This is a genomic window from Vreelandella titanicae BH1 (assembly GCF_000336575.1).
Lineage (GTDB): Bacteria > Pseudomonadota > Gammaproteobacteria > Pseudomonadales > Halomonadaceae > Vreelandella > Vreelandella titanicae.
Map to the genome: position 1 here is coordinate 151,721 of NZ_AOPO01000006.1, position 15,181 is coordinate 166,901.

Consider the following 15,181-nt stretch of genomic DNA (forward strand, 5'->3'; position numbering starts at 1 on the left):
TATATGACGTTATAAAAATTTAATAAACTTTTGGGTGGATAATGGAAACACTGGGAATCGCAATATCACTGGTAATGGCGGGTTTAATTATCGCAACTCCAATCTATTGCGTAGCCAAAAGCCGAAGCTTTATCCGCTTAAACCTTATTTCAATCCCGATCATATTCACGCTTGTCATCGCTGGTGCATATTGGCCTCACTTCTACAAAGATGTGCGACTGGAAATGATGGGACTTGATTTTGACGGAATGTCCGATGAAGAGAGAACGCGGAATGTAACTCCAGAGCAAAAAGAAGAAGCTATAGAGCTCTACTGGTCACTTATGGGAATAGGCTGGCCCCTCCAAGCGATTATTGGCATGGTATTAGTGCTACCTTATCCATCCACCGTATGGCTCGTTGGATTTGGCGCTAAGCGTGTTTTCAGGAGAAAAACTCGTGAAATCAACTAACAAGGCCAACCACAGCGTTAGCACCTCAGCTTCGACAGCGGTCGTTCACATCATCCGCAAGCCAAACCTTGATCAATGACTGGTAGGGCATATTACTTGTGCGCTTCAATTTTGAGCCGATCAAGCAGAGTTTCCGGCCAGCGGAGTGAGATAGTCTTGGTTGAGGGCTTCAGTTTCGAGAAAGAAACTGATTTTGCTTGGCTCCAGTCCAAATAGTCGTACGAATCGTGGGTTTCCCATAGTTCTCGTTCTGCCATCATCCAATATGCTGCAGCTGAAGCCACCACCCTCATACCCCAAATATCTGCTGCAAATCCGGCACATTCTCCTCCTCTTCGACCATGGAGAGCGACGCTTCAATAGCTTTTAGGTGGCGGCTCATAAAGGCTTTGGCGCGTTCGCCGTTGCCTGCTTCCAGGTAGCCGATCAGGTCGTCGTGATCGTGGGATTCACAGCCCAGATGGCCGCGGTGGCCATAGACAGCGAGTATCAGCGATGAGCGGGAGCAGAGACGTTCAACAAACTCTGCCAGGGTGGCGTTGCCTGAGAGTTGCGCTAGGCGCACATGGAAGTCCGCCGATAGGCGAATCGCCACGCTCTGCTGGCCGCTGCGCAGCGCTTGGCGCTCCTGGCGGGCCATTTCGCGCAATGCTGCCGCTTCTTTTTCGCCCATGCGCCGAGCTACGTCGGGCATTAATCCGCACTCGATTAACTGGCGGGCATCGAACACGTCTTTGGCTTCATCGGCGGTGGGCCGGGTAACGCTGGCGCCACGGCGTGGTGTTAGCGTGACTAACTGCTCCAGCGCCAGGCGCTGCAGAATTTTACGAATGCCGGTACGACTAATGCCAAAGACTTCCGCCAGCGCATCTTCGCGCAGCCGTGCGCCGGGCTTTAAACGCTGCTCGACAATGGCATCGCTCACGGAGCGATAGATGGCATCGTGGCGCTCATCGCCCTCTTTGCTATTTTTCGTTTCTTTAGCAGGAGCGCGCCGTTTTTCCGGCGCCTGCGCATCACTCATAGCTATCCTCTCAAGGCCTTAGGGTTTGTACGAAAAGTCGGCGAGCGAAGACTAGACAAGGCAAAAATCGACGAGAAAGCGGAGTTTACGGGGTGTAAATGAGCATTTCGAGGCGATTTTTAACGCAGTATTGTCGAGCGCAGGCAGTTTTCGTACAAAGCCTGATCATTCCTCCCAAGCGGCAATCATATCGCGCTCTTCATCGCTCATGTTGGTCATATTGCCTAACGGCATATAGCGGCTGGACACGACCTGCTGAATTTGTGCCTTTTGCCCGAGGATTTCATCCCAGCTATCGAAAGCAATCCCAGCGGGCGGTGCTGAAAAACCAGCATGCTCAGGGTTGCGAGCATGACACTGAACACAGTGCTGCTCAATCAAGCCGGTGATTTGTTCCTGACCCGGCCCTTGCGCGCCGTCATTACCACTAGGCGACGATGAACTGGGTGCGGCCACCCAAAATGCTAACAGAATAAGCCCTACCCCAACGGCGGGATACGCTGGCTGGGTTTTGCCTGCATGCATCAACACAAAGAATTGACGGATTAAAGCACCGGCAAAGATAAACAGCACCATCACCACCCAGGCAAGCTCGTGGGAGTAGATAAAGGAGTAGTGATTACTCACCATCAACAACACGACCGGTAGCGTGAAGTAGGTATTATGCACCGAGCGCTGCTTGCCGCGTTTGCCATCCAAAGGATTAGGCGCATCGCCTGCCTTCATGGCTTTTACCATGCGGCGCTGGCCGGGAATGATCCAGAAGAAGACGTTGGCTGACATTGCCGTCGCCATCACCGCACCAGTGAGCAGAAAGGCAGCGCGACCGGTGAACATCTGCGTGCTGAGGTAGGCAACGACCACCATCATTACGGCAACAGCGACACTGAGCAGGCCGTCGCGATCCATATTGGGGCTAATGCGCTTACACAGCTCGTTATAAATGACCCAGCCGCCCAGCAAAAATGCCAGCGCCAGCACATTGGCCTGCCAGCCGGTCATGTTGGCTGCCCACTCCCAGGGACTATTGGGGTTTACCAGATAGAAGCCCGGATTGACCATGTAGAGAATCACAAACAGCGCAAAGCCGGAAAGCCAGGTGGTGTAAGCTTTCCAGAATGACCAGTGCAGATCATTGGGTAACTTGGCAGGTGCGGTAGCGTACTTCTGGTTGTGGTAAAAACCACCACCATGCACCGACCACATTTCGCCAAACACACCCTTCTGGCGGTCTTCCTCAGCTTTCGGTGTGCGCAGGCTATTATCCAGCATTACAAAATAGATCGACTCGCCGATCCAGGCGATGGCCGCAATCACATGCAGCCAGCGCAGCAGCAAATTAACAAAATCGATTAGATACGCTTGCATAACGGAAGTCCCTTATCAGCTACCGCGGTAAGTTGAGTAGCCATAAGGCGAGAGAAGTAGCGGCACATGGTAGTGCTGGCTGGCATCCGCAACGCCAAAGCGCAGCGGGATAACATCTAGAAAGCGCGGTTCGGCCGCTTCAACACCTTGGGCACGCAGGTAGTCACCGGCATGGAACACCAGTTCGTACTCGCCTGGCGTGAGCGCATCACCCTCTAAAATGGGCGCATCGCAACGCCCATCGCTGTTGGTGATCACGGTACTCAGATGCTGGCGCTCACTGCCGGTAAGGCGAAACACCTCAATGGTAATCCCCTGACCGGGCTGACCTTTGGCGGTATCCAGTACGTGGGTGGTTAAACGTCCCATAGCCGCTCCTTGTTGATTATTGATGACGTTGCTTGACCTGTTGGTCAAAGAGTACCGTTACTGATATTTATTGTATACAGTAATTCCAACCCTGCACGTTTAGATCCACGTTTGCTTTGAATCACGTATGTTGTAAAAAATTACACCGCTTAGGAGAGTTCCAGTGCCCACACCGCAACCGTTACTGCTTTCACCCGCGCCTAGCAAGTGCAGCCTTGAAATGCTGACTCATCACTATGGGGATGTTTATGAGCACTCCCCCTGGGTGGCCGAAGCTGCCTGGCAGCACGGCCTGACTGAAGCCCATGATACACCCGACGCACTGGCCGAGCTGATGGGGCTTATGTTGCAGCAGGCGAGCAACGAACAGCAAATTAAGGTGATTCAGGCGCACCCTGACCTGGCAGGCAAAGCCGCTATGGCAGGTGAATTAACCCAAGACTCAACCAGCGAACAAGCAGGTGCGGGGCTTGACCAGTGCAGCCCTGAGGAGTTTGCGCGCTTTGAATACCTTAATGCGGCGTACAAGGAGATGTTTGGCTTTCCGTTTGTGATTGCCGTTAAAGGACTGGATCGACATGCCATATTAGCAGCCTTCGAGGAGCGCCTGAACAACGATGCGGCTACCGAGCGCCAAACGGCGATTGAGCAAATTATTCGCATTGCGCGCTTTCGGTTAAGGGCGCGGGCCGAGCAATAAAACGAAGCGTTGAAGACTATTCGTTGACCGGGCTATTGCATTTGTTTCTTGTATACACTTTTATTAGCTAATGGATGCAAGAAGAAAACAATGTCACCCACAGCGAATAAAGGCTCTCTATGTCCACACCGCCCGATGCCAAAACGCGGCCTTCGCGTACCATTAATCAAAACCCCGATGCGATGCCGCCGTTATCAAAAGCGATCCCGCTAGGCCTCCAGCACATCATGGCCATGTTCGCTGGCAACGTGACACCGCCGATTATTATTGCTGGTGTGATCGGCGCTAATCCGGCGGAACAGATCTTTTTAATTCAGGTGGCACTGTTTGTTGCGGGGGTATCCACGCTGGTACAAACCATCGGCATCGGCCCGATAGGCGCACGCCTACCGATTGTGCAGGGCACTAGCTTTGGCTTCTTGCCGGTGGCGCTGCCGCTGGCGAAAGCGTTTGGCCTACCCGCCGTTCTGGGCGCTTCCTTTGTAGCAGGGCTGCTGCAAATTGTGCTCGGTGCGTTTTTAAAGAAGATTCGCCACTGGTTCTCTCCAGTAGTCACCGGCATTGTGGTGCTATTGATCGGGATTACATTGATGCCGGTCGGCCTCAATTACGCCGCGGGCGGTGTGGGGGCGGATGACTTTGCATCACCCAGCAACTTGTTGCTGGCGCTCTTTGTACTCAGCGTGACGATTGCCGTTCATCAATATGGGCGGGGCTTTATCAAAGCATCCTCTATTCTATTTGGCTTATTGGCTGGCTACATAGTGGCCATTGCCCTTGGAATAGTTGATTTTACGTCACTGAGTAACGCTGCCTGGTTTGCACTCCCCAAGCCGCTGGAATACGGCATGACGTTTTCGGGCACCGCAATCATTGGCATGACGCTGATTATGTTCGTGGTTGGGTTAGAAACGATCGGCAATATCTCTGCGATTACGACCACAGGGGCAGGCCGCCCGGCGAAGGATCGCGAGCTTTCCGGCGGCGTGATGGCCGATGGTGTGGCCACTTCATTGGCAGCGGTTTTCAATACTCTACCCAACACCGCTTACGCTCAAAATGTTGGTTTGATTACCCTCACCGGCGTGGTGAGTCGCCATGTGGTTACCATCGGTGGGTTGCTATTAATTGCCATGGGGCTATTTCCCAAGCTGGGAGGACTGGTGGCCGCCATGCCGCCTGCGGTTCTTGGCGGTGCGGGCGTCGTCATGTTCGGCATGATTGCATCGGCGGGTCTTAAAATTATCAAAGAGTGCGAACTGGATCAGCGCAACATGCTGATAATTGCCGTCTCGCTAAGCCTGGGTATCGGTCTACCAGCCGTCGAGGCGATTTCAGAAACCATGCCGGGGCAGCTAGGGCTGCTGCTTAAGTCGGGCTTAGTGCCTGCCGCCCTCGCCGCTTTATTACTAGACGCCATTTTACCGGGCAAACCTGACAGGCGTGCCAAACTGGCCAAGGCCGAAGCGGAGTATCAAAACCGTTAAACATGCGCTGATGAGCGGGTGCAAATAAAAACGCCGCACCCTCGGGGCGCGGCGTTTTAAAGCGGTGGTACAGTTAAATTACTGCTTGGCGGTCTCTACCGCTTTCTTAGTGGTCTCTTCTGCCATTTTTTGGCTGTCTTGAGCGAAGCTTTGGCCGATGGAAGTTACTTTTTCCGTGTCGCCCTTCACTCGTTCCATAAATTCGCCAGCCGTTTTTTGCTGGGTTTCCATGGCTTTTTTGAAGCTGTCGGGGTCTTTGACATCAAGCCAAGTGCGCGCTTGCGCAATCGCCATGTCCGAGTAGGCACGGGCTGCATCTAACTGTGCACTCACCAGCTGATCATAGTAATCGAGCGCTGTCAGCGTGTAAGAACGCATCGGTGAAACAAAAACGGACTCAAACTGCTGCGTGGTTTTCTCAGTCGCTTTGTTCATAATAGTACCTCCAAGAGTGAGCTAGCACATAAACACGCCTTGATTAGGCGGTTCTTAGCCAGGCTTTTGCCTCTGCTGTCCTTAAAGCTAGCAGTGCTTTTTGTGCAGCGCAACATGATTTTTCCTCATGCTGCGCCTGCTCACTCACAAATAGTTAGAACGGCTGACAGCAGCCTGCTACTAGCGGTTACCGAACAAGTGCTTACGCGCCTGCTCATCCATTTCCACGCCGGCTTGGGGATTGACGTCTTCGACCAATGCATAAGCTCGACGTACGGCCGGGCGTGCTTTGATCATGTCAAACCAGCGCTCCAAGTCGGGAAACTCGTCCAGGGTTTGACGCTGTTTTTCCCAGGGAACAATCCAGGGATAGATCGCCATGTCAGCAATCGAGTAGTCATCGCCACCGACATAAGTGTGATGCGCCAGGCGTTGGTCTAGCACGCTATAAAGCCGATTGGTTTCGCGCACGTAGCGCTCAATGGCGTAATCGATCTTTTGCGGCGCATAGTGGCAAAAGTGATGGTTTTGGCCTGCCATGGGCCCTAGCCCGCCCATTTGCCAGTGCAACCACTGCAATACGATATAGCGCTCGCGGCCTGCAGAGGGTAAGAAGAGGCCACTCTTATCGGCCAGGTACTCGAGGATAGCGCCCGACTCAAACATCGATAGCGGCTGGCCGCCATCCTGTGGGGAGTGATCGACAATGGCAGGAATTCGGTTATTGGGGGCGATAGTGAGAAATTCAGGATCAAACTGCTCGCCTCGGCCAATGTTAATCGGCTTCACTCGGTACGCCAGATTGGCTTCTTCGAGCATGATGGAGATTTTATGGCCGTTAGGTGTTGTCCAATAATACAGGTCAATCATTGCCATCTCCTTGATGAAAACCTTGATTCACTCGCAATGAGCCACCAAGCTTTCAAAATTTATCGAGCGGTACTTTAGCGTACCGCCCTGTTAGCCATATCGCGCCGTTGGCGTTATATATCGCGTACGGTCAGAGCATTACTGGCAGCCCCATTGTGCACGTTGAGCATACGCTTGAACCACTCATCCACCGGGTCGCCAGGCTCTACTACCGCCTGTGTCGATACAACGTGAGCCCACATCATGCTGCCAAACAGCAGGTAATCTGAGCCGCTGGGTGCGTCGCCGTCTAAAAAGGCGCTCTCCCGCAGCAGGTCACGTACCGGTGCCAGCGCCTGCTTGAGCTGCTGCTTACCCTGCTCGGGCTGATGGAACTCTTCCAGCGTGCAACCAAACCGCGCTTCGCGTGTTTCGCGGAAATAGCTACGGTCGTCTGGGTGGACGGCTGCAAATAAATCCATGGCGATAATGCGGAATAGCGCAGGGTTTATGCTGCGCTCAACAAAGTATTTGAACAGTAATACCCGCTGATAGCTGACGCCCTCACCCAACACGGGTGCCTCGGGATACGCCTTATCCAGGTAGCGCATAATCTCGAAACTGTCGGTAACGACCTGATCACCATCGCAGAGCACCGGCACTTTGTCGTAGTCGGCAAACGCCAGCGCTTTCTTATCGAGGAATCGCCACGCTACGGAGGTGAATTCCAGCCCTTTGTGGGCGAGGGCCATACGTACGCGCCAGCAGTAAGGTGAGAAGCGGAGCCGTTCGTCCCGGCCGCACAGATCATAAAGAGTCATTGCCACTGCCATAACCTCCGTGTGGTTGATCATAGTGAGTACACAGCATTTCAGCCGATAACAATGAGCGTAAGACAACTACGACGCAACTAGCGAGTTCTGTACTCATCCTTTCGCTGGCAACTGTACTGTCTATTAGTCTAATGACTCAGCGCCTTTAGACTTACCCCCGACTACCAAAAAAACCATTTAAAAACATATATATAAGAAAATAAAAGCCGTGCAAAACCAGCTATCAAACAAGCACTTAAGTGGTAAGACCAATTTTCCAATGTAGTCATATGATTAGCCTAATCGTATCTTTCACCTACACCCGACTGGCGGTACGACTGCCAGACGGTTATTGCGGAGCATACCAAATCAATAACAAGGGGCAGTTCCTTCCATGAATGAAACGATACTTGCACTTCTGGCCTTCCTGCCGCTGTTGCTGGCCGGTATTTTGCTCATAGGGTTTAAAATACCTGCCAAGATAGCGATGCCGATTGTTTTCCTGACCGCGGCCATTATTGGCTTAACCGCTTGGGATATGTCCTTTAGCCGCGTGGCGGCGTCGACCATCCAAGGCCTGATTCAAACTGCGGGCCTCCTATGGATCATCTTTGGCGCCATACTGCTGCTTAATACGCTTAAGCACTCCGGCGGTATTACGGCTATCCGTAATGGTTTTTCAGGCATTAGCCCTGACCGCCGTGTACAGGCGTTGATTGTTGCCTGGCTGTTCGGCTGTTTTATCGAAGGGGCCTCAGGCTTCGGTACGCCCGCCGCGGTAGCTGCACCGCTAATGGTCGCTCTTGGCTTCCCGGCGCTTGCTGCTGTGGTCGTGGGTATGATGATTCAATCAACGCCTGTCTCGTTTGGCGCGGTGGGCACGCCTATTGTGGTCGGGGTTGGTAGTGGCCTGGATCGTGCTGGCATTAGCGCCGAACTCGACTCGGTAGGCTCAAGCTGGGATGTCTTCTTCCAACTAGTCACCAGCGAAGTGGCGATTACTCACGGCATCGTGGGCATTTTAATGCCGCTGATTCTCGTTACCGTGATGGTGCGTTTCTTCGGTGCCAACCGTTCCTGGAAAGAGGGACTGTCGATTACCCCCTTCGCCATCTTTACCGGTATCTGCTTCGTAGTGCCTTACATGCTGGTGGGCGTGCTGTTGGGCCCTGAATTCCCGTCAATGATCGGCGCGATGGTGGGCTTGGCGATTGTCGTACCCGCTGCCAAACGCGGCTTTCTGATGCCTAAAGATACCTGGGATTTCCCCGAGTCCTCTTCTTGGCCAGACGAGTGGATCGGCAACCTGCAGATCAAGCTTGACGACGTTGTCGGCAGAGCGCCGATGTCCACCTTTAAAGGCTGGGTACCCTATGTGCTGCTCGCACTGTTTTTGGTGGCCTCTCGCATTATTGAGCCCCTCAAAACAGCACTTACCTCTATTAACCTCAGTTGGAACAATATTCTTGGTGAAGCGGGCATCAGCGGTGGGGTTCAGCCGCTCTACTTGCCCGGCGGTATTATAATTGCCGTGGTCATTGTGACCTATTTCCTGCACCGCATGAATCCGCAAAAGATTAGCGCTGCGGTGTCTGAATCTACCAAAACGATTTTTGGGGCGGGTTTCGTTTTGATCTTTACCGTGCCGATGGTGCGCATCTTGATCAACTCCGGCGTTAATGGCGCGGATCTTGTCTCAATGCCGGTGATGATGGCCCAGGCGGTGGCCAGTAGCGTAGGCGGCATTTACCCCTTCTTTGCCCCAGCGGTAGGGGCGCTGGGCGCCTTTATTGCAGGTTCCAACACGGTATCCAATCTAATGCTGGCGGAGTTCCAGTTTAGTGTTGCTGAAACCCTGGGCCTCTCTACGGCCATGATGGTAGCGCTGCAGGCCGTGGGTGCGGCGGCAGGTAATATGATTGCCATCCATAACGTGGTCGCGGCGTCAGCAACGGTCGGGCTGTTAGGCCGTGAAGGCGCCACGCTGCGTAAGACGATTCTGCCCACCATCTACTACCTCATCTTTGCCGGTACCATCGCACTGATTGCGTTCTACGTTATTGGCGTCACAGATCCGTTGATGTGATGTAGTGTGAGCTAGCGCTCGTATACGCTACGCTAGAAACACAAACCCCCAGGCCTAAACCTGGGGGTTTTGTCGTTTTGGTGAGATCAATCTAGCCAGCTAGCGTCAGTCTATTCGCTTTAGCTCATGGCTGTGGCGTTTACCGCGCTCGACATAGCCCTGGGCATTCTTTTTCATACCCGCAACGGCCTCATCAGAAAGCTCCCGCACCACCCTGGCAGGCGAGCCAACGATTAACGAGTTAGGCGGAAACACCGCGCCCTCCTTAATAAAGGCACCGGCACCCACCAGGCTATTCTCACCAATCACCGCGCCATTGAGTACTACCGCCTGTATACCGATTAAGCAGCCATCGCCTACGGTGCAGCCATGCAGCATAGCCTGATGCCCGACCGTCACCCCTTTTCCTACTTTAAGCGGAAAGCCTGGGTCAGCATGGAGAACCGCACCATCCTGAACATTGCTCTCTTCGCCTATCTCCAGATGGTCACTGTCGCCGCGCAACACGGCCTGATACCAGACGCTTGAATGTGCCTTTAAGGTCACTTGGCCGATAACATCCGCCGTTTCCGCGATGTAGACCTCGTCGTGAATCTCTGGGCGATACTCACCGTATTGATAAATGGCCACATTGATCTCCTGGGTTGTTGTTGGTGTATTAATGATTGAACTACTGCCAATCTTCAAGTCGCATGGAGGAGCGCTCTAGCCGTTCGTGCTCCTCTTCTAAATCGCGTAGCAATTGGCTGATGCTGGAGAGGTGCTCTAGCGCCACCTGTTCTGCCTGCTCCGCCTCGCCGTTGACTACGGCCTCATGCAACTGCGCATGCTGCTGATTGATCATCGTCCTGGGGGCAGGCAAGTGATAAAGGTGCTTGACCGAGGCAAACACCGAGCTGAGCAGTAAATCGGTCAGGCTCTGCAGTGTATGCAACAACACCGGGTTGTGGGACGCCTGGGAGACCGCCAGGTGAAAGGCGTGATCAAGTCGCGCTAGACGCTCGACATCAATGCTTTCTGCACTTTCCGCGTAGTCGGCCATTTCGCGATAGCGTCGAGTGATCAGCACCCGATCGGCGGATGTGCCGCGGCTCGCGGCTAACCGCGCCGACTCCCCTTCCAGCAGGGCGCGCACTTCTAACAGATCAAACAGCGTGCGCGGGTGATCTTTAAACAGATGCATCAATGGGCTTTGGTTACCCACCGGCAACAGCGTCGCGACCGTCGAGCCGTGGCCCTGGCGGGTATCGATAATTCCTTTACTGCGCAGAATTCTCAACCCCTCACGCAGCGAAGCACGGGAGACGCCCAGCCGATCACACAGCCGCCGCTCAGAAGGAAGCAGTTGGCCGGGCCGAAAAACTCCATCAAGAATTAAACGCTCAAGCCGGGTAGCCACCTGATCCGGCATTCGCAGCCCGGGTGACAAGGCTTGATTCTCCTCTGGCATGTTAGCTCTCCTGATGGGCTTTATGTCCAGCTTGCCAGTACTTAACCCAGTACTAAACAAAGAAGACAACACAGTCGACTAATTACTGGTCAGACCAATGCACCACAGCCTAGACAGGCGGGTAAAAAAAGCCCAAATTGAGGCCATGTTATCTACAGACCGTTTTAGCATTTACCTTTAACGATAATAAGCATGGGATGTCTTAATGAATATCCTCTTTGATGAGCGCCTGGACGGTGCACTGGTTCGGCGCGATAAAAGCGAAGTCTTAACCGACCTGCAGCAAGCCGTTCCTGATATGACGCTGCTGCATCGCGAAGAAGACCTGCGCCCCTTTGAGTGCGATGGGCTGGCGGCCTATCGCGTGCTGCCGATGCTGGTGGCGCTGCCGGAAACCTTTGATCAGGTGAAAGAGCTGCTCAAGCGCTGCCATGCGCTTGGCGTGCCTGTGGTCACTCGTGGCGCGGGTACTGGACTTTCCGGCGGTGCGCTGCCGCTGGAACAGGGCGTACTTTTAGTGATGTCGCGTTTTAACCAAATTCTCAAAGTCGACCCTGAAGCCCGCTTGGCGCGGGTTCAACCCGGCGTGCGCAATCTGGCGATTTCCGAAGCCGCTGCGCCTTATGGCCTTTACTACGCGCCGGATCCCTCCTCACAAATTGCCTGCTCTATCGGTGGTAACGTGGCCGAAAACGCCGGCGGCGTACACTGCTTAAAATATGGCCTAACGGTGCATAACGTGATGCGCGTCGATGTGCTCACGATCGAGGGCGAGCACATGACGCTGGGCGCTGAGTCTTTTGATGCGCCAGGCTTTGACCTACTGGCATTGATGAACGGCTCTGAGGGCATGCTCGGCGTGGTCACCGAAATTACCGTCAAGCTACTGCCCAAGCCGGAAACCGCCAAAGTACTGATGGCAAGCTTCGACGATGTCGAGAAAGCCGGTCGCGCCGTCGGTGATATCATTGCCGCAGGCATTATTCCTGGTGGCCTGGAGATGATGGACAAACTCGCCATCAAAGCCGCCGAGGATTTTGTCAAAGCTGGCTACCCCCTCGATGCCGAGGCGATTCTACTCTGCGAACTGGATGGCGTTGAAGCCGACGTGGACGACGACTGCGACACCGTTCGCCGCGTACTGGAAGCCGCCGGGGCCACCAATATCCAACAGGCCCGGGATGAAGCCGAGCGCGCCAAGTTCTGGGCTGGGCGTAAGAATGCCTTCCCTGCAGTGGGCCGTATGTCACCGGATTACTACTGCATGGATGGCACCATCCCCCGCCGAGAGCTCCCCCGCGTGCTGAAAGGCATTGCCGCACTTTCAGAAGAGAGTGGCCTGGCGGTGGCCAACGTGTTCCACGCCGGCGATGGCAATATGCACCCGCTGATCCTGTTTGATGCCAATAAAGAAGGCCAGTTGGCGCTTGCCGAAGAGGTGGGCGGCAAGATTCTTGAGCTATGCGTGGCCGCGGGCGGTTCGATCACCGGCGAACATGGCGTTGGGCGCGAAAAGATCAATCAAATGTGCAGCCAATTCCAGGCGGATGAAATCAGCGTTTTTCATGCCTTGAAGGCTGCCTTTGATCCACAGCGACTGCTTAACCCCGGAAAGAATATTCCGACGCTGGCCCGCTGCGCCGAGTTTGGTGCTATGCATGTGCATAACAACGAACTACCGCATCCGGAGCTACCGCGCTTCTAGCAGCGAGACAAGCCGAAGCTAAGACAATAATTAGCCAAAACGAATAATGGAAAAGACCAATAGTGGGAAAGACCATGACCGAACGAGCGATTGCTGACCGCGATATCGCTGATGCCCTGTGTGAACAGGTACGCAGCGCCTATGACGCACGCACACCGCTTCGCATTGTAGGCGGAGATACCCGCGCCTTTTATGGCCGACCGGTGGAAGGCCAAGCACTGCAGATGGCCGAACATAGTGGCATTGTGAGCTATGACCCAGTGGAACTGGTAGTGACCGTGCGCGCTGGCACTCGGCTTAGCGACCTGCAGGAAGTACTGGCAGAGAAACACCAAATGCTGGGCTTTGAGCCGCCCATGTTTGGTGAAGCGTCTACCATTGGTGGTGCCGTGGCCACCGGCCTCTCTGGCCCACGCCGTCCCTGGGCAGGCGCAGTCCGTGACTTTGTGCTGGGCACGCGAATAATCACCCAAGAGGGTAAACTCCTCCGCTTTGGCGGCGAAGTGATGAAAAATGTCGCCGGTTACGACCTGTCGCGCCTGATGGCAGGCGCTCAGGGCACGCTCGGCGTATTGACCGACATCTCCTTTAAAGTGCTGCCTATTCCCACCGCGACTCACAGCCTGCGCTTAACCATTGGGCTGGATGAAGCGCTTAAAAAACTCGCCGAACTGGGCCGAAAACCGCTACCGATTACCGCCGCCGCTTGGCATCACGGCGAGCTGTTTTTGCGCTTGGAAGGCGGCAAAAGCTCTGTGGCCGCAACCCAGGCAAGTCTAGGTGGCGAGCCACTTGATGCTGGCTTCTGGCAAGAGTTGCGCGACCATACTCACGCATTTTTCACCTGTAGCGCTGACCAATCGCTGTGGCGGCTGTCACTACCGCCCAACACCGCGCCGCTGGCGCTGGATATTCCCGAGGCCGACATTTTTTACGACTGGGCGGGCAGCCAGCGCTGGCTGAAAACCACCCTGGATGCCAGCACCCTGCGCGATGCCTGTCGCGCAGTAGGCGGCCACGCCACTTGCTACACACCTCAGCTCCAGGGCGGCGCAGTAGACCCGTTCACACCGCTCAATGCAGTGGTGGAGAAATATCATCGCAATCTAAAGGCGGAGCTGGATGCCCATGGCATTTTTAACCCCGGTCGTCTTTATGCGGCGTTTTAATCAGGAGAGCTGACATGCAGACGCACTTTACCGATGCCGACCTTCAGAAGCCGCATATTCAAGAAGCAGATCGCATACTGCGCACCTGCGTGCACTGCGGTTTTTGTAACGCCACCTGCCCGACGTACCAGCTGTTAGGCGATGAGCGCGATGGCCCTCGTGGGCGTATCTATCTAATGAAAGAGCTGCTGGAGAGCCGCGACGATGACGATCAGGTAACCGATGAGACGCGCCTTCATCTTGATCGCTGCCTTACCTGTCTTAACTGTGAAACCACCTGCCCTTCCGGCGTGGAGTACCACAAGCTGCTCAACATTGGCCGTGCCGAAATTGAGCGGCGCGTTCCTCGCCCGGCAGGTGAGCGGGCCCAGCGCTATGCGCTGCGAAAAATGATGGTCGAGCCCAAACGTTTCCAAGCGCTGCTAAAGCTGGGGCAAACCTTTAAACCACTGGTGCCTAGCAAGCTGCGCAATAAAATGCCCGCAGCGCCGATAGATGCAGGCGCACGCCCGGATGCCAACCGCCATACCCGGCGGGTATTGATGCTGGAAGGCTGCGTTCAGCCGGGGCTGTCACCCAATACCAATGCTGCCACCACGCGGATTCTTGATCGGCTGGGCATTAGCGTAACGCCGGTGGCTGAATCGGGCTGCTGTGGCGCCGTTGATTTCCACCTTAATGCCCAGGACGATGGCCGTGCACGCATGCGCGCCAATATTGATGCCTGGTGGCCGTACATTGAGCAAGGCACCGAAGCCATCGTTCAAACCGCCAGTGGCTGCGGCGCCTTTGTCAAAGAGTATGGTTACATGCTCAAGGATGACCCTGACTACGCCGTTAAAGCGCAAAAGGTGAGCACTCTAGCCAAAGATATTGTCGAAATCCTACGCGATGAGCCGCTGGACGCCTTGAACGTTAACGCATCGCAACGACTGGCGTTCCACTGCCCCTGTACGCTGCAGCATGCCCAAAAACTTAACGGTGCGGTCGAAGGCGTGCTGGGCAAGCTTGGCTTCGCGCTAACTCCGGTGCAGGATGCGCATCTTTGCTGCGGTTCGGCGGGTACCTATTCAATCACCCAACCCGAACTGGCCACCCAACTGCGCGACAATAAGCTCAATGCGCTGGAGGCCGGAGACCCAGAGATGATCGTGACGGCTAATATCGGTTGCCAAACCCACTTGGCGGGCGCCAATCGCACTCCGGTACGCCACTGGGTTGAGATCGTCGATGCAGCGCTCACTTAACGCTTCACCACTAACCCTTAACCCCAAG

At 54.7% G+C, this 15,181-nt stretch carries 16 protein-coding genes; 7 read left to right on the forward strand and 9 right to left on the reverse strand.

Annotation, left to right across the window (positions count from 1 at the left end; translation table 11 throughout):
* Nucleotides 1-41 precede the first annotated feature (41 nt).
* Entirely contained in the window at nt 42-452 is a 411-nt protein-coding gene (locus HALTITAN_RS13115) for a hypothetical protein (protein WP_152419267.1), read from the forward strand.
* 92 nt (nt 453-544) lie between these two features.
* Here HALTITAN_RS13115 and HALTITAN_RS26370 read toward each other — a convergent pair whose 3' ends face one another.
* The 4 genes from HALTITAN_RS26370 to uraH form a co-directional block, all read right to left on the reverse strand.
* Nucleotides 545-745 carry a CopG family antitoxin gene (locus tag HALTITAN_RS26370; RefSeq protein ID WP_425543012.1) on the reverse strand — a complete coding sequence of 67 codons (201 nt, stop codon included), beginning with the start codon at nt 743-745 and terminating at the stop codon, nt 545-547.
* Complete coding sequence (locus tag HALTITAN_RS13125; RefSeq protein WP_039859415.1) at nt 742-1,476, reverse strand: GntR family transcriptional regulator; 735 nt, start codon at nt 1,474-1,476, stop codon at nt 742-744. Before HALTITAN_RS13125 ends, HALTITAN_RS26370 begins: the two co-directional genes overlap by 4 nt.
* A 165-nt stretch (nt 1,477-1,641) precedes the next feature.
* Nucleotides 1,642-2,844 (reverse strand): urate hydroxylase PuuD, encoded by a 1,203-nt coding sequence (locus tag HALTITAN_RS13130; RefSeq protein ID WP_009287401.1) that lies wholly within the window; start codon nt 2,842-2,844, stop codon nt 1,642-1,644.
* 15 nt (nt 2,845-2,859) lie between these two features.
* On the reverse strand, nt 2,860-3,213 hold the full coding sequence (gene uraH, locus HALTITAN_RS13135; protein ID WP_027958116.1) for a hydroxyisourate hydrolase: 354 nt from the start codon (nt 3,211-3,213) through the stop codon (nt 2,860-2,862).
* Between the two features lie 163 nt (nt 3,214-3,376).
* Here uraH and uraD point away from each other — a divergent pair, with 163 nt between their 5' ends.
* Both uraD and HALTITAN_RS13145 read left to right on the forward strand, forming a co-directional pair.
* The gene (uraD, locus tag HALTITAN_RS13140; protein WP_009287402.1) at nt 3,377-3,913 is read left to right on the forward strand and encodes a 2-oxo-4-hydroxy-4-carboxy-5-ureidoimidazoline decarboxylase; all 537 of its coding nucleotides are present in this window, start codon (nt 3,377-3,379) and stop codon (nt 3,911-3,913) included.
* Between the two features lie 119 nt (nt 3,914-4,032).
* Nucleotides 4,033-5,400 carry a uracil-xanthine permease family protein gene (locus HALTITAN_RS13145; protein ID WP_009287403.1) on the forward strand — a complete coding sequence of 456 codons (1,368 nt, stop codon included), beginning with the start codon at nt 4,033-4,035 and terminating at the stop codon, nt 5,398-5,400.
* A gap of 78 nt (nt 5,401-5,478) precedes the next feature.
* Here the strand turns inward: HALTITAN_RS13145 and HALTITAN_RS13150 are convergent, their stop codons facing one another.
* The 3 genes from HALTITAN_RS13150 to HALTITAN_RS13160 form a co-directional block, all read right to left on the reverse strand.
* A complete protein-coding gene (locus tag HALTITAN_RS13150) occupies nt 5,479-5,835 on the reverse strand; it encodes a phasin family protein (protein WP_027958119.1) in 357 nt (118 codons plus the stop codon).
* A 180-nt stretch (nt 5,836-6,015) separates the two neighbouring features.
* Nucleotides 6,016-6,705, reverse strand: a complete 690-nt coding sequence (locus tag HALTITAN_RS13155; protein WP_027958120.1) for a glutathione binding-like protein — start codon at nt 6,703-6,705, stop codon at nt 6,016-6,018.
* Between the two features lie 113 nt (nt 6,706-6,818).
* The gene (locus HALTITAN_RS13160) at nt 6,819-7,511 is read right to left on the reverse strand and encodes a glutathione S-transferase family protein (RefSeq protein ID WP_039859469.1); all 693 of its coding nucleotides are present in this window, start codon (nt 7,509-7,511) and stop codon (nt 6,819-6,821) included.
* Between the two features lie 379 nt (nt 7,512-7,890).
* On the opposite strand from HALTITAN_RS13160, the gene HALTITAN_RS13165 reads away from it, so the two are divergent.
* Complete coding sequence (locus HALTITAN_RS13165; protein ID WP_009287404.1) at nt 7,891-9,582, forward strand: L-lactate permease; 1,692 nt, start codon at nt 7,891-7,893, stop codon at nt 9,580-9,582.
* Between the two features lie 105 nt (nt 9,583-9,687).
* On the opposite strand, the gene HALTITAN_RS13170 is transcribed toward HALTITAN_RS13165, so the two are convergent.
* On the reverse strand, nt 9,688-10,212 hold the full coding sequence (locus HALTITAN_RS13170) for a gamma carbonic anhydrase family protein (protein WP_027958122.1): 525 nt from the start codon (nt 10,210-10,212) through the stop codon (nt 9,688-9,690).
* A 40-nt stretch (nt 10,213-10,252) separates the two neighbouring features.
* Nucleotides 10,253-11,032 carry a transcriptional regulator GlcC gene (glcC, locus tag HALTITAN_RS13175; RefSeq protein WP_039859416.1) on the reverse strand — a complete coding sequence of 260 codons (780 nt, stop codon included), beginning with the start codon at nt 11,030-11,032 and terminating at the stop codon, nt 10,253-10,255.
* Between the two features lie 205 nt (nt 11,033-11,237).
* Here glcC and glcD point away from each other — a divergent pair, with 205 nt between their 5' ends.
* The 3 genes from glcD (at nt 11,238) to glcF (ending at nt 15,153) form a co-directional block, all read left to right on the forward strand.
* Nucleotides 11,238-12,737, forward strand: a complete 1,500-nt coding sequence (gene glcD, locus HALTITAN_RS13180; protein ID WP_027958133.1) for a glycolate oxidase subunit GlcD — start codon at nt 11,238-11,240, stop codon at nt 12,735-12,737.
* A gap of 74 nt (nt 12,738-12,811) precedes the next feature.
* Complete coding sequence (gene glcE, locus HALTITAN_RS13185) at nt 12,812-13,906, forward strand: glycolate oxidase subunit GlcE (RefSeq protein WP_039859419.1); 1,095 nt, start codon at nt 12,812-12,814, stop codon at nt 13,904-13,906.
* A gap of 14 nt (nt 13,907-13,920) precedes the next feature.
* Nucleotides 13,921-15,153, forward strand: coding sequence for a glycolate oxidase subunit GlcF (glcF, locus tag HALTITAN_RS13190; RefSeq protein WP_009287406.1), 1,233 nt, complete (start codon nt 13,921-13,923; stop codon nt 15,151-15,153).
* Nucleotides 15,154-15,181: the final 28 nt, after the last annotated feature.

Excerpts from the sequence above, each read along its gene's own strand:
- glcC (WP_039859416.1), bottom strand. The coding sequence starts at position 11,032 with ATGCCAGAGGAGAATCAAGCCTTGTCACCCGGGCTGCGAATGCCGGAT.
- HALTITAN_RS13145 (WP_009287403.1), top strand. The coding sequence starts at position 4,033 with ATGTCCACACCGCCCGATGCCAAAACGCGGCCTTCGCGTACCATTAAT.
- HALTITAN_RS13150 (WP_027958119.1), bottom strand. The coding sequence starts at position 5,835 with ATGAACAAAGCGACTGAGAAAACCACGCAGCAGTTTGAGTCCGTTTTT.
- HALTITAN_RS26370 (WP_425543012.1), bottom strand. The coding sequence starts at position 745 with ATGAGGGTGGTGGCTTCAGCTGCAGCATATTGGATGATGGCAGAACGA.
- HALTITAN_RS13125 (WP_039859415.1), bottom strand. The coding sequence starts at position 1,476 with ATGAGTGATGCGCAGGCGCCGGAAAAACGGCGCGCTCCTGCTAAAGAA.
- HALTITAN_RS13130 (WP_009287401.1), bottom strand. The coding sequence starts at position 2,844 with ATGCAAGCGTATCTAATCGATTTTGTTAATTTGCTGCTGCGCTGGCTG.
- glcE (WP_039859419.1), top strand. The coding sequence starts at position 12,812 with ATGACCGAACGAGCGATTGCTGACCGCGATATCGCTGATGCCCTGTGT.
- uraH (WP_027958116.1), bottom strand. The coding sequence starts at position 3,213 with ATGGGACGTTTAACCACCCACGTACTGGATACCGCCAAAGGTCAGCCC.
- glcF (WP_009287406.1), top strand. The coding sequence starts at position 13,921 with ATGCAGACGCACTTTACCGATGCCGACCTTCAGAAGCCGCATATTCAA.
- glcD (WP_027958133.1), top strand. The coding sequence starts at position 11,238 with ATGAATATCCTCTTTGATGAGCGCCTGGACGGTGCACTGGTTCGGCGC.
- HALTITAN_RS13115 (WP_152419267.1), top strand. The coding sequence starts at position 42 with ATGGAAACACTGGGAATCGCAATATCACTGGTAATGGCGGGTTTAATT.
- HALTITAN_RS13165 (WP_009287404.1), top strand. The coding sequence starts at position 7,891 with ATGAATGAAACGATACTTGCACTTCTGGCCTTCCTGCCGCTGTTGCTG.
- HALTITAN_RS13155 (WP_027958120.1), bottom strand. The coding sequence starts at position 6,705 with ATGATTGACCTGTATTATTGGACAACACCTAACGGCCATAAAATCTCC.